Below are 13667 nucleotides of genomic sequence, written 5' to 3' on the forward strand. Positions count from 1 at the left end.
CTATTCACCAAATGACCTTTCGCATCGAAAAAGACACCCTCGGCACTGTTGAAGTACAGGCTGATAAATATTGGGGTGCACAGACACAACGCAGTATTCAAAATTTTCCAATTGCTGCTGACATTAATAAAATGCCGAAAGAAATTATTCGTGCATTTGCCTACTTAAAAAAAGCAGCGGCAATTACCAATAATGAATTGGGTGTGTTGGATGCGGATAAATGTAAATTAATTTCTCAGGTATGCGATGAAATTCTGGAAGGAAAATTAGACGCTGAATTTCCTTTGGTTGTTTGGCAAACAGGTAGTGGTACGCAAAGTAATATGAATGCCAATGAAGTAATTGCCAACCGTGCACATGTAATCAATGGTGGCAATTTAATGGATGAGAAAAAAAGTATGCATCCGAATGATGATGTCAATAAATCGCAGAGCAGCAACGATACGTTTCCAACGGCAATGCATATTGCGGCATATAAAATTTTAATAGAAAATACCATCCCCGGAATTACAAATCTGCGCAACACATTAGATGCAAAATCAAAAGCATTTATGGATGTGGTTAAAATTGGTCGCACGCATTTTATGGATGCAACACCAATTACACTTGGTCAGGAATTTTCAGGTTATGTTGCGCAATTGGATCATGGAATAAAAGCAATTAATAACACACTTGCACATCTCAGTGAACTCGCACTAGGTGGCACTGCTGTAGGTACAGGAATAAATACTCCCAAAGGCTATGATGTACTCGTTGCAAAACATATTGCGCAATTAACCGGCTTGCCATTTATTACTGCAAAAAATAAATTCGAAGCGTTGGCAGCACATGATGCAATTGTAGAATCACATGGCGCATTAAAAACTGTTGCGGTGAGTTTGATGAAAATTGCTAATGATATTCGCATGCTTTCCTCCGGTCCGAGAAGTGGTATTGGCGAAATTCAAATTCCGGATAATGAACCCGGTTCATCCATTATGCCCGGCAAAGTAAATCCCACACAATGTGAAGCGTTGACGATGGTAGCTGCGCAAGTATTGGGTAATGATGTGGCAATAAATATCGGTGGCGCAACAGGACATTTTGAATTGAATGTTTTTAAACCAATGATGATTTATAATTTTCTGCATTCAGCAAGATTAATTGGTGATGCATGTAATTCTTTTAATGAAAGATGTGCAGTTGGAATAGAACCCATCACAGAAAATATTAAAAAGCATGTAGATAATTCACTGATGTTAGTTACTGCACTCAATCCAAAAATCGGTTATTACAAAGCAGCAGAAATTGCACAAAAAGCACATAAAGAAAATAAGACCTTGAAAGAAACGGCAATAGCACTTGGCTACCTAACAGCAGAAGAATTTGATGCATGGGTGAAGCCGGAAGAGATGGTGGGGAGATGAAATGTTTAATGTGCAAATGTGCAAATGTGAGAATTAAATGATGAGCGGATGTGATGATTAGCCGATTAGCTGATGGGGAAAATGTGCGAATGTGAAAATGTGCGAATGTGCGAATGAAATAACCCGGAACCCGGAACTTGAAACTCGAAACTTGAAACTTTTTTTTGTCAATGTTCTAAGTCAATAGTCAAAGTTCTTTCGCCAAAAGCCAACAGCCAATAGCTAACGGCCAATAACCAATAAATAAAATGAAATGAAAAACGAAACAGATAATGCATTGCTTGTTAAATCATTTGCATTTGCATTGCGAATAATTGAAGTGTATCAACTTTTAAGAGATGAGCTCAATGAAATTGATTTGGCAAAACAAATATTGCGCTCAGGGACATCTATAGGAGCCAATGCGGAGGAAGCTATTGGAGGGCATCCCGGCAATGATTTCTTTACAAAAATTACTACCGCATATAAAGAATCACAAGAAACAAAATATTGGTTGCGCCTATTACATGAAAGCAAAATTTTAGATAATGATATTTCCGAATCAATGCTAAATGATGTGGATGAATTGCTTCGAATTACAGGTTCAATTCTTAAAAATACAAAGGCTAATATTGAATGAAAAACATTTTCTTCATTACAGCTCCCTTCAGGTAATTCTATAATAGAAAAAAAATTTGTATAATTATTAAATATTTCTTTTGTAATTTTTACCTAAAATCATCATTATGGAAAAACTCATAAACGAATTAGTAAACAAAGCCGGCTTAACAGAGGAGCAGGCTAGAAAATCTGCTGAAACAGTAAGCTTCTTTTTAAAAGAAAGAGTGCCATCAGGTTTCAGATCGCAGATAGATAATTTATTAAAAGGCGAAAAACTTGGTGACAGTATCAAAGAAGGATTAATGGATTCTGCTGTGGACGTTAAAGAAAAAATGGAAGATGTATTAAAAGATGTGGGCGGCGTAACTGAAGAAGCAATTCAAAACATCAAAAAGAAAATGAATGAGATGTTTAATAAGAAGAAAGAAGAGTAACTAATGTGTTACGACATTCAACAAATGGGTGATAAAATAATCCGGCAGGCAGAAAGGCAATTAGGTATCGAACATTTTGAATTAAAACAATTAGAGTTTAAATTTTTTCATGTATCGGGATTTGCGCATCCGCAGGTAATGGTAATTTCTTCAGAGAAACCAGATACATTAGTTCCTATGCAATGGGGTTTAATTCCACCTTGGATTAAGTCGCATGAGGATGCAATAAAAATCAGTAATCAAACTTTAAATGCTCGCAATGATAGTGTATTTACCAAACCATCTTTTCGTCAGCTTATATTAAAACGCCGTTGCATAATTCCCATAAATGGATTTTATGAAAACAGAGATGTAGCAGGAAAAAAATATCCTTACTTTATTTATCGTGCTGATGAAGAACCATTGTTACTCGGTGGAATTTGGAACCGCTGGACAGATACAGAAACGGGGGAAGTATTGGAAACATTTTCCATAATTACCACAGATGCAAATGCATTAATGAGTAAAATTCATAACAACAAACTTCGCATGCCTCTCATTATAAAACCTGAAGATAAAATGCGGTGGTTGGATACTACATTAAGCAAAGAAGACGTAGAAAAATTAATGCAACCGTATTCTGAAAATGATTTGAAAGCACATACAGTTTCTAAACTCGTTAACCGCAAAAAAGATTTTACGAATGTGCCGGAAGTATCGCAAAGTTTTTCTTATCCGGATTTGGAATTTTTTGATGAGAAGAATAGAGATTAAAAGTTTTACAAAGAAGCTAAATAAATCGTATCCTAAATGCTTCCTCAGTTAATATAAACTTAAAACTATCATAATCATTACAGTTTTATAAAATATTAAGAGTTTATTATTCCACAAAATACTCGTACACATAAATTCCATCTTCTGCATTAGCCAGTAACAATATAGTTTTATTTTTTACCGAAAAAGAATGAAAGCGATGTGTTGCGTTAGGATTGATTTGTTGCATTTCAAAATGATTCGTTTCTAAATTCAATAATCCTATATTAAATGACCATGAACTAAATGTACTATCCGGAATAGAATACAGAATTGTGAAAAGCGGATAGCTTGCACAATCAAAATCAAGAATTATAGCATTACCATTCTGTACAGAAAAAATCTTTTCGCCATTCGCATCAATTATATTTTTGCCATCTGAAAAAAACATATTGCCATTACAATTTATAATATTATACCTGGTCATATCATACTCATCGAAATCCGGAATGCCGAAAGTAGTATCGGGAAATATAGGTAAGCTATTCTCATACACAAATAAATCACTATTCATTTTTTTATACTTAAAAAGAGCAGGTGTTGTCGTTACAGAAAAATCCTTTTCACTTGCACCATTTTTAATAATCAGATTCTTACCATCAATAAAATATCCGCCTTGAATATCCGGATAAGGAAATGACCTTTCATAAACTGCTGCTTGCAAATCAGGGTATTGAATAAGAGCAATATTTTGCAACACTAAATTCTTATCAAATTCAGCCACCATTTTATACCCATGATTTTTTACAAAACCCGCACTCTCCAAAAAAAATCCCTCGAAATAAAATAAAGTAAATACAGAATTTTCTGCATAAATAACATCAAACAAGTCAAAGAATTGAAATGAATCCCCTTGCCATTTACGCACAATATCAGGATTAATCCAGTTTGCTTCAGGATAATATTTTTCAAGTATCTGGTAAACAAATTCAGGCGGAATTGAATCAAATGAAAATTCGGCTAAAAAAATATCATTGTTATACTTTAAAATTGATTCTGACGTATGATCTGCAATTAAAAATGTATTATCATCCATAATGACACAGGGCTTTCCACCTTTAAATACATGTTCTGATTCAGGAAGCTTGTAAATTTTTTGAGAACTATTCAATGTCTGGCCAACACAAATATTTCCAATCATAAAAGCAAGTAAGAAAGTGCTGAATTTAAAATACCTAAAGTCTTGTAATAAATATTGCATAACAAATAGAATTGAATGTATTAAAGCTAAAAAAAATCTCCACACTTAAAACATATTTCATCGAGAAACTTCATTACATAAATACATTTTGGGCATTCAATGTGGAAACCTAAAAATTCCTTTTGCCTACCCGACCTCGTCTGTGTATCTTTACGCTTTAATGGAAAACATCGAAAAAGTTCCTGCGGTTTTACTACTCGAAGACGGAACTGTTTACAAAGGCTACAGCGCCGGAAAAATTGGAACCACCACCGGCGAAATCTGCTTCAACACCGGGATGACCGGCTATCAGGAAATTTTTACTGACCCTTCTTACTTCGGACAAATACTGCTGATGACCAATGCACATATTGGAAATTATGGTGCCTATCAACCCGAAACAGAAAGCGATTATATAAAAATTTCAGGATTGGTGGTGCGCAATTATACTGTGCAATACAGTCGCCGCATGACCGAGCAAAGTATTCAGGATTATTTATTGGATGAAAGTCTTGTAGGTATTTCTGCGGTGGATACAAGAGCAATTGTAAGACACATACGAGATAAAGGTGCGATGAATGCAATTATCAGCAGCGAAACAACCGATGTGGAGCAACTGAAAAAACAATTGGCAGATGTACCGTCAATGGATGGATTGGAACTCGCATCAAAAGTGAGTACAACAAAACCCTATTTTATCGGCAATCCGGATGCGGCAAAAAAAGTAATTGTGTATGATTACGGAGTTAAGAAAAGTATTTTAAAAAATATTGCAGACAGAGATTGTTATCTGCAAATTGTTCCTGCGAAAACAACTTTTGCTGAAGCAAATAAATGGAATCCCGATGCATATTTTATTTCCAATGGCCCCGGCGATCCTGCAACAATGGATTACGGAGTGGAAACAGTAAAACAAATTTTACAATCAGAAAAACCCATGTTTGGAATTTGTCTCGGACATCAATTATTGGGATTGGCAAATGGAGTTTCTACTTATAAAATGCATAACGGACATCGTGGTGCAAATCATCCTGTTTTAAATAAGCTAACAGGTAAAGCAGAAATCACAACTCAAAATCATGGCTTTGGTGTTTCACCCGATGATATTTTAAAGTCGAAGAATATTCAAATCACACATGTGAATTTAAATGATGATACGATAGAAGGATTTCGCCTAACAGATAAAAAAGCATTCAGTGTGCAATACCATCCCGAAGCCACTCCCGGTCCACATGATGCAAGATATTTGTTTGATGAATTTATTAAATTGATGTGAGAATGTGCAAATGTGAGAATGTGAAAATAAAATGATTAGCTGATGTAAAAAAATTGACAATGGACAGTTGACAGTTGACAATGAAAGAAACATAGACTATTTACCTAGAACATTGACTTAAAAAGTTTCGGGTTTCGGGTTTCAAGTTAAAAAACTCATCACTTATTGAATGGCTATTGGCGATTAGCTTTTGGCTTTTGGCAAAATAAAATTCAAAATTGAAAAAATTCATCACTCACTACTCACCACTCACCATTCACCACTCACTACTCACCACTCATCATTCACCACTCACCACTCACCACGCACCACTCACTACTCACAATTCACCACTCACCATTCACTTTTCACCATTCACCACTCACCATTCACCATTCACCATTCACTATTCACCATTCACTCCTAAACAAGCTAAAGAAATTTTTGTTAGCTAAAGAAGAATGCTTATCGAAGCGAGAAATGTTTCTTGAATGGTATTTAAAAAACAACAAATAATTTATATGTCTAGAATGAAAACAGTTTCAGAAGTAATTAATATACTTAAGGAAAGAGGATATACTGCTGACTTAAATTTAAAAGAAGATCGTATAGAGTGCAGCGATCCTAAAATTGAATTATTACCCGGTGATTTTGTGGTAGATAAAAATTATCGCTTTGAAGGAATGTCTGATCCCGGCGATGAAGCAATTGTATGTGCAATTACTTCTGAAAAATATAATTTAAAAGGAGTACTTGTAAATGGATATGGAGTTTCTAGTATTATGCTTACGGAAGAAATGATTAAAGCATTAACCAAAGAAAAACAGTTATATGATTCTCCGGATGATATATAAAACAAAATAGATTTTCAATTACTATTTTTAAAAAACTCATGCACTTTAAAGTGTATTATTATGGAAACAAAAAGAAATGAATCTACCGAATTAAGACCTGAAGGTGATCGGGTAATTGATGCCCCATTAGTAAACATAAATATTCCTGAATTTATAAAACAATTAAAATCGGAAGATACCTGGAAAAGCAGCGATCGCAATGCTATTACTGTTTTTAAAACAAATGGTTTACGCATTGTATTAATTGCCTTGCGGGCTGAAGCGGAAATGCCTAAACATAATGCGGATGGAATTATAAGTGTGCAAGTGATAGAAGGTGAAATTAAATTTACTACTGACGCTAAATCATTAACATTACTTCAAGGAGAAATGCTTGCATTACATAAAGGTTTGCACCATAGTGTGAAAGCAATAAAAGAATCTGTGATTATATTAACGCTTACTACTACTTTAGAAGAATAATCTTATTTCTCCAAAACATTCTACTTCAAAGCATTTTGAAATATCAACATAGATAACCACCCAATTATCTGTGAACACTAAATTTTTATCTTTGCATTTTAAAATACAAAAAACTTCGATGATACTTTTGTAATCAAATTTTATTTATGGTAACTGAATGATAACTTACAAAAGAATCGGACTTAATTTATAACACAACTTGAAACCTGAAACCTTAAACTTTTAAACTTAATACATGAGCAACATTACAGAAATAATAGCCCGTCAGATTTTAGACTCTCGTGGCAACCCAACAGTGGAAGTAGATGTATATACCGAATACGGTGCAATGGGCAGAGCTGCGGTTCCCTCAGGTGCATCAACAGGTACACATGAAGCAGTGGAGTTACGTGATAATGATGCAGACATTTATCTCGGAAAAAGTGTGATGCAGGCAGTGAATAATGTAAATGATATTATCGCTTACGATCTTGGTGGTGTGAATGTGCAAGAGCAAAATTATATTGATCAATTATTGATTGAATTAGATGGCACCGAAAATAAATCGAAGTTGGGAGCTAATGCAATTCTCGCTGTTTCTATGGCTTGTGCTAAAGCTGCTGCCAATGAATTAGGATTGCCATTGTACAGATATGTTGGTGGAACAAATGCAAATACATTACCTATTCCGCTGATGAATATTTTAAATGGCGGTGCACATGCAGATAATAAAATTGATTTTCAGGAATTCATGATTGTTCCCGCCGGAGCTGAAAATTTTTCGCATGCTTTGCGTATGGGTGTGGAAGTATTTCATCACCTGAAAAAATATTAAAGAAAAAGGTTTCAGCACTAACGTAGGTGATGAAGGTGGTTATGCTCCCGATATTCAAAGCAATCAGGAAGCAATTGAAATTGTATTGATGTCAATTGAATCTGCAGGCTATCGTCCGGGTGAAGATATTTTTATTGCAATGGATGCCGCCACTTCTGAATTTTATGATGCAGGCACAGGAATTTATACTTTTAAAAAATCATCAGGAGAAAAATTCAATAGTGAACAGATGGTAAATTTTTGGGCAGACTGGTGTAAGAAATATCCTATCGTTTCCATTGAAGATGGATTGGGAGAAGATGATTGGAGTGGATGGAAAAAATTAACTGATGCACTTGGAAAAAAAGTACAATTAGTGGGTGATGATTTATTTGTTACCAATGTGGTGCGTCTTAGTAAAGGCATTAAAGAAAATATTGCTAACAGTATTTTAATAAAAGTAAATCAGATAGGTACGCTCACAGAAACTATTAATGCGGTGAACATGGCGCATCGTTATGCATACACAAGTATAATGAGTCATCGCAGTGGTGAAACAGAAGATACTACAATAGCAGATTTAGCAGTTGCATTAAACTGCGGACAAATAAAAACAGGTTCTGCCAGCCGCAGCGATCGGATTGCAAAATATAATCAGTTGTTGCGCATAGAAGAAGAATTAGGAAGTGCAGCAGTATGGCCGGGAAATATTTTCATAAAATAATTCTACTGTCCTATTTCGGGTAATCTGCACAATGTAAAGATGATTGCTGTCGTTTCACTTGCATGGCAATTAATAATTTTGATGTTATGAAATTTGAATGGCAAACAATACGCAAACGCATTCGGGCATGGAAAGTACCTGCCATGTTTCGCAATAAATTTGTGTTCACCGGATTTGTATTTATTATCTGGATGTCGTTCTTCGATCAGAATAATTTGCTTGTTCAAATAGATCGTCTGCAAGCATTGAATGAAGCAAAAGGAAAAGCCGATTACTATCTTGAAGAAACAGAAGTTGCCAAACAACAATTAAAAGAATTGCTGACTAACGAACAGACCTTAGAAAAATTCGCCAGAGAAAAATACTACATGAAGAAACCGAATGAAGATGTGTTTGTTATTGTGAAATGATGAAATGGCTGTTGGCTATTGGCCGTTAGCTGTTGGCGAAAAAAAATTGAGTTTCGAGTTTCATGTTTCGGGTTAAAAAAACACTATTCACTTTTCACCATTGACTTTAATCGTTGACAAAAAAATTCATCACTGATTACTCATCACAATTGCCTATTGCAAATTGCTTATTGCGCATTATTTTTTTCACTATTCACAACTCACCATTCACTATTTACAACTCACTATTCACCATAAACACCGAACTTTATAAGTATGCAAACTCAAAGAAAATATTTCGCAATACTTGCTGTAATAATATCCTTGCTTTTTGGCTGCAAAGAAAAAACGCAAGAAATAAATACACTTGGAATTGCGCACTTGGAAGTGAGTGGAAATACATCTGCTCAACCTTATTTTGAAAAAGGATTATTGTTGCTCTACAGTTTTGAATATACAGATGCAAGAGATGAATTTATAAAAGCGCAGGAAGCAGATCCAAATATGCTGATGGCGTATTGGGGAGAAGCTATGACATACAATCATACACTTTGGGCAGAACAAGATTTTGAAAAAGCAACAACAGCAATAAAAAAAATAACTGATGCGAATACATTGGAAACTCTCTCATCATTAGAACAGGATTTTATTCATTCCATCACATTGTTATATCAAACCGAAAAAACAAAAGCGGAAAGAGATAATGCATATTCAAATTACTTAGCTGAGATGTATAATTCATATCCTAAAAATCAGGAGGTAGCCGCATTTTATGCATTATCAATTTTAGGAACAGAGCAAGAAGGTCGTGATGCAATTGTATATGAGAAAGGCGCTGTAATTGCACAAAAAATATTAGATGTAAATCCAAATCATCCGGGTGCATTGCATTATCTCATTCACTCTTATGATGATCCTGAACATGCACATCTTGCTTTAGATGCTGCAAACAAATATGCGAAAGTGGCACCTGATGCGGCACATGCGTTACACATGCCTTCACATATTTATGTCGCAATGGGAATGTGGGATGAAGTAATAAGTTCTAATGAGCATTCCTACCAAGCAAGTGTTGATAGAATGGAACGTAAACAATCAGACAATGATGCCCGTGGTTATCATTCCTATCATTGGTTAGAATATGGTTATCTGCAAAAAGGTAGAGAGGCGGATGCAGAAAAATTAGTGTGGGATATGCAGACTTATACAAATGCTACAACATCACAAAGATCAAAAACACATTTAGTGTATTTAAAAGGAACTTATCTTGTTGAAACAAATAATTGGAGTAGTGCTGTTGCCGATATTCCGATTGATGTATCGGATTTAAATGTTGCAGTGCGGGCACAAAATAGTTTTATTGAAGGCATGAAAGCATTTTCCAAAAAAGATAACATTGCATTGGATAAAGTGATTGCAGATTTACATGCAGATTATGAAAAAGAATCTTTGCAAGTACAAGATGTAATGGATGCGCATTGTGCAAGTCTGGATGGCAATGCGGTTACTTCAACAAATATTCTGCAATGTAAAATTATAGAAGCGCAATTGCTTGGATTAAGTGCATGGTTAGAAAATGATATTGCACTAACTGAAGAATGGTTTAAAAAATCAATAACGTTAGAAGAAAGTATAAGCTATAGTTATGGTCCACCGGAAATTCAAAAACCAACATATGAATTATATGGTGATTGGTTGCTCACACAAAATCGTGGAGAGGACGCTATATTGCAATATGAACTCGCACTTAAAAAAGGGCCGAACAGAAAATTAGCATTGCAAGGGAAACAAGATGCGGAAAAGATAATTGACTTTTTAAATTGACAATTGACAGTTGACAATTGACAATGAAAAAAAACATTGACTGTTGACTTTGAACATTGACAAAAAAGTTTCGGGTTTCGGGTTACATGTTTCGGGTTAAAAAAATCATCACTCTTAAAATGGCTATTGGCCGTTGGCTTTTAGCAGTTGGCTAAAAAATTTCGACTATTGACTTTTAAATTGACAGTTTACAGTTGACAATTGACAATGAAAAAAACATTACTGTTGACTTTGAACATTGACTTTGAACATTCACAAAAAATGTTTCAGGCTAAAAGTTCCAGGTTAAAAATCATCACTCATTAAATGGCTATTGGCCGTTAGCAATTGGCAGTTGGCTAAAAAACTTAGACTATTAACTTTTTAAATTGACAGTTTACAGTTGACAATTGACAATGAAAAAAACATTGACTGTTGACTTTGAACATTGACAAAAAAAGTTACGGGTTTTGGGTTCGGGTTAAAAAAATCACTATTCACTATACACCACTCACCACTCACCATTCACCATTCACTATTCACTATTCACTATTCACTTTTCACTATTCACTATTCACTATTCACTTTTCACTATTCACTACTCACTTTTCACCATTCACCACTCACCACTCACTACTCACCACTCACAATTCACAATTCACCACTCACCACTCACCACTCACCACTCACCATTCACCACTCACTACTCACCATTCACCTTTCACCATTCACCATTCACCATTAAACCGAATGATATTTATTTTGTATTGTTACAGTAATCATTATAGACATTTTGAATAGCAAACAATTTCATATCATCATTGTCTGTTGCAGCATAATTATGTTATCAGCATGCACACAGGCGCAAAACAATTCCGAGAAAATGGATACTTCAAATCATACTTACACAAATCATTTAATACATGAATCCAGTCCGTATTTATTGCAACATGCACATAATCCGGTTGACTGGTATCCGTGGGGTGAAGAGGCTTTGGAAAAAGCTAAAAAAGAAAATAAACTGATAATAATAAGCATTGGATATTCTGCTTGTCATTGGTGTCATGTGATGGAACATGAAAGTTTTGAAGACACTGCAGTTGCGAAGTATATGAATGAAAATTTTGTTTGTATAAAAGTAGATAGAGAAGAGCGTCCTGATATTGATCAGGTATATATGAATGCAGTGCAATTGCTTACAGGCAGAGGTGGCTGGCCATTAAATTGTATTGCATTACCCGATGGCAGACCTATTTATGGTGGCACTTATTATCCCAAAGCACAATGGTTGGATATGTTAGCACAAGTGAAAGAATACACTATAAAAAATCCGAAGGAAACAGAAGAACAAGCAACATTATTAACCGAAGGAATTCGCAGTGGTGAAACAATATATGCGAGCAAAGAACAAGCAGATTTTTCAGAAAAAGATTTAGATCAGATTTTTAAAAAATGGAAAAACAATATTGATTATATAGAAGGTGGTTCAGCAGGTGCACCAAAATTTCCATTGCCAATCGGTTATCAATATTTGTTGCATTACTATTATTTATCACAAGATGCAGATGCATTAAAAGCAGTAACAATTACACTGAATAAAATGGCTGATGGTGGTATCTATGATCAGATTGGTGGTGGCTTCGCTAGATACTCAGTGGATGCTTATTGGAAAGTGCCGCACTTCGAAAAAATGTTGTACGACAATGCGCAACTTATCAGTTTATACGCAGCAGCATATTTGCAAACAGGCGATGCTTATTATAAACGCATTGCAGAAGAATCATTGGAATTCATAAAAAGAGAAATGACTTCTCCCGAGGGTGGTTTTTATTCTGCATTAGACGCAGACAGCGAAGGCGAAGAAGGAAAATATTATGTATGGACACAAGAGGAAATAAAAAATGTGCTCGGTAAAAATGCCGCATTGATTTTAGAATATTATAATGTAATGGAAAGTGGTAATTGGGAAAACGGCATTAATATTTTATATAAAACACAAAGCGATGCAGCAGTTGCAAAAAAATATAATATTTCTGAAAAGAATTATTGCATCAAGTGGATGATGCTAAAAAGAAATTATTATCAGCAAGAGAAAAAAGAATTCGTCCGGGATTAGATGATAAAATATTAACTGCATGGAATGGACTGATGTTGAAAGCTTATGTGGATGCGTATCGTGCGTTTGGCGAAAAAGAATATCTGGATATGGCATTAAAAAGTGCAACATTCATTAATACAAAAATGAAAATGCCGGATAACAGACTTAAGCGCAATTACAAAAATGGCAAATCGAGCATCAATGGATTTTTAGATGATTACGCATTTTCTGCTTCTGCATTTATTGCATTGTATCAGGCAACGTTTGATGCACAATGGTTGAATGAAGCATTGCAAATTACTGATTATGCATTGCAACATTTTTATGATACAAAAAGCGGAATGTTATTTTATACTTCGGATATTGATCCGGAATTAATAGCAAGAAAAATGGAGATAACTGATAATGTAATTCCCGCAGCAAGTTCTGAGTTTGCAAAAAACATGTTTATCCTTGGTAATTATTTTGATAGAAATGATTTGATTGAAAAATCTATTGCAATGGCAATGGCTGTGAAAAAAGATGCATTGAAAAGCGGACCGTATTATGCAAATTGGGATATACTTTTTGCATGGCTTACTCACGAACCTTATGAAGTGGCAATATTGGGAAATGATTATGAAAAAATGCGCAGCGAATTAGATACACATTATCTCCCCAACATATTTTTAATGGGTGGAAAACAAGAAGGTGATTTACAGTTATTAGAAAATAAATTAGTGCCCGGACAAACTACTATTTATGTATGTCAGAATAAAGTATGTCAGTTGCCGGTTACGAATGTGGAAGATGCGTTGAAGCAGATTGTTAGATGACTTAGACTGTTGGCTTAGAACATTGACTTTTTAAATTGACAATGGACAGTTGACAATTGACA

At 34.8% G+C, this 13667-nt stretch carries 10 protein-coding genes and 2 pseudogenes; 11 read left to right on the forward strand and 1 reads right to left on the reverse strand.

Features of this window, described 5'->3' with window-relative positions:
• Positions 1-11: 11 nt before the first annotated feature.
• From fumC to IPN31_02265, 4 genes are all read left to right on the forward strand, one after another.
• Positions 12-1406: a class II fumarate hydratase gene (fumC, locus tag IPN31_02250; GenBank protein MBK8680731.1), complete on the forward strand. Its 1395-nt coding sequence runs from the start codon at positions 12-14 to the stop codon at positions 1404-1406.
• 253 nt (positions 1407-1659) lie between these two features.
• Positions 1660-2025, forward strand: coding sequence for a four helix bundle protein (locus IPN31_02255; GenBank protein ID MBK8680732.1), 366 nt, complete (start codon positions 1660-1662; stop codon positions 2023-2025).
• Positions 2026-2131: 106 nt separating this feature from the next.
• Positions 2132-2440 (forward strand): hypothetical protein, encoded by a 309-nt coding sequence (locus IPN31_02260; protein MBK8680733.1) that lies wholly within the window; start codon positions 2132-2134, stop codon positions 2438-2440.
• Positions 2441-2443: 3 nt separating this feature from the next.
• Positions 2444-3193: an SOS response-associated peptidase gene (locus IPN31_02265; GenBank protein ID MBK8680734.1), complete on the forward strand. Its 750-nt coding sequence runs from the start codon at positions 2444-2446 to the stop codon at positions 3191-3193.
• A gap of 106 nt (positions 3194-3299) precedes the next feature.
• Here the strand turns inward: IPN31_02265 and IPN31_02270 are convergent, their stop codons facing one another.
• On the reverse strand, positions 3300-4433 hold the full coding sequence (locus tag IPN31_02270; GenBank protein MBK8680735.1) for a hypothetical protein: 1134 nt from the start codon (positions 4431-4433) through the stop codon (positions 3300-3302).
• A 160-nt stretch (positions 4434-4593) separates the two neighbouring features.
• Between IPN31_02270 and carA the strand changes: the two genes are divergently transcribed.
• From carA to IPN31_02305, 7 genes and pseudogenes are all read left to right on the forward strand, one after another.
• Entirely contained in the window at positions 4594-5688 is a 1095-nt protein-coding gene (gene carA / locus IPN31_02275) for a glutamine-hydrolyzing carbamoyl-phosphate synthase small subunit (GenBank protein ID MBK8680736.1), read from the forward strand.
• 509 nt (positions 5689-6197) lie between these two features.
• A complete protein-coding gene (locus tag IPN31_02280; protein ID MBK8680737.1) occupies positions 6198-6521 on the forward strand; it encodes a phosphoribosylpyrophosphate synthetase in 324 nt (107 codons plus the stop codon).
• A 60-nt stretch (positions 6522-6581) separates the two neighbouring features.
• Positions 6582-6983 carry a cupin domain-containing protein gene (locus tag IPN31_02285; GenBank protein MBK8680738.1) on the forward strand — a complete coding sequence of 134 codons (402 nt, stop codon included), beginning with the start codon at positions 6582-6584 and terminating at the stop codon, positions 6981-6983.
• Positions 6984-7218: 235 nt separating this feature from the next.
• Positions 7219-8500: pseudogene (gene eno, locus IPN31_02290) on the forward strand (phosphopyruvate hydratase).
• 143 nt (positions 8501-8643) lie between these two features.
• A complete protein-coding gene (locus tag IPN31_02295; GenBank protein ID MBK8680739.1) occupies positions 8644-8910 on the forward strand; it encodes a septum formation initiator family protein in 267 nt (88 codons plus the stop codon).
• Between the two features lie 255 nt (positions 8911-9165).
• Positions 9166-10713 carry a hypothetical protein gene (locus IPN31_02300; GenBank protein MBK8680740.1) on the forward strand — a complete coding sequence of 516 codons (1548 nt, stop codon included), beginning with the start codon at positions 9166-9168 and terminating at the stop codon, positions 10711-10713.
• An 862-nt stretch (positions 10714-11575) separates the two neighbouring features.
• Positions 11576-13605, forward strand: a pseudogene (locus IPN31_02305) (thioredoxin domain-containing protein).
• The last annotated feature ends 62 nt before the right edge of the window (positions 13606-13667 follow it).

The organism is Bacteroidota bacterium, assembly GCA_016715425.1.
In the GTDB taxonomy this organism is placed as follows: Bacteria; Bacteroidota; Bacteroidia; order Chitinophagales; family BACL12; genus JADKAC01.

Coding starts and splice junctions, on each gene's coding strand:
- IPN31_02280 (MBK8680737.1), top strand. CDS start 6,198: ATGAAAACAGTTTCAGAAGTAATTAATATACTTAAGGAAAGAGGATAT.
- IPN31_02300 (MBK8680740.1), top strand. CDS start 9,166: ATGCAAACTCAAAGAAAATATTTCGCAATACTTGCTGTAATAATATCC.
- IPN31_02295 (MBK8680739.1), top strand. CDS start 8,644: ATGTTTCGCAATAAATTTGTGTTCACCGGATTTGTATTTATTATCTGG.
- carA (MBK8680736.1), top strand. CDS start 4,594: ATGGAAAACATCGAAAAAGTTCCTGCGGTTTTACTACTCGAAGACGGA.
- IPN31_02270 (MBK8680735.1), bottom strand. CDS start 4,433: ATGCAATATTTATTACAAGACTTTAGGTATTTTAAATTCAGCACTTTC.
- IPN31_02260 (MBK8680733.1), top strand. CDS start 2,132: ATGGAAAAACTCATAAACGAATTAGTAAACAAAGCCGGCTTAACAGAG.
- fumC (MBK8680731.1), top strand. CDS start 12: ATGACCTTTCGCATCGAAAAAGACACCCTCGGCACTGTTGAAGTACAG.
- IPN31_02255 (MBK8680732.1), top strand. CDS start 1,660: ATGAAAAACGAAACAGATAATGCATTGCTTGTTAAATCATTTGCATTT.
- IPN31_02265 (MBK8680734.1), top strand. CDS start 2,444: ATGTGTTACGACATTCAACAAATGGGTGATAAAATAATCCGGCAGGCA.
- IPN31_02285 (MBK8680738.1), top strand. CDS start 6,582: ATGGAAACAAAAAGAAATGAATCTACCGAATTAAGACCTGAAGGTGAT.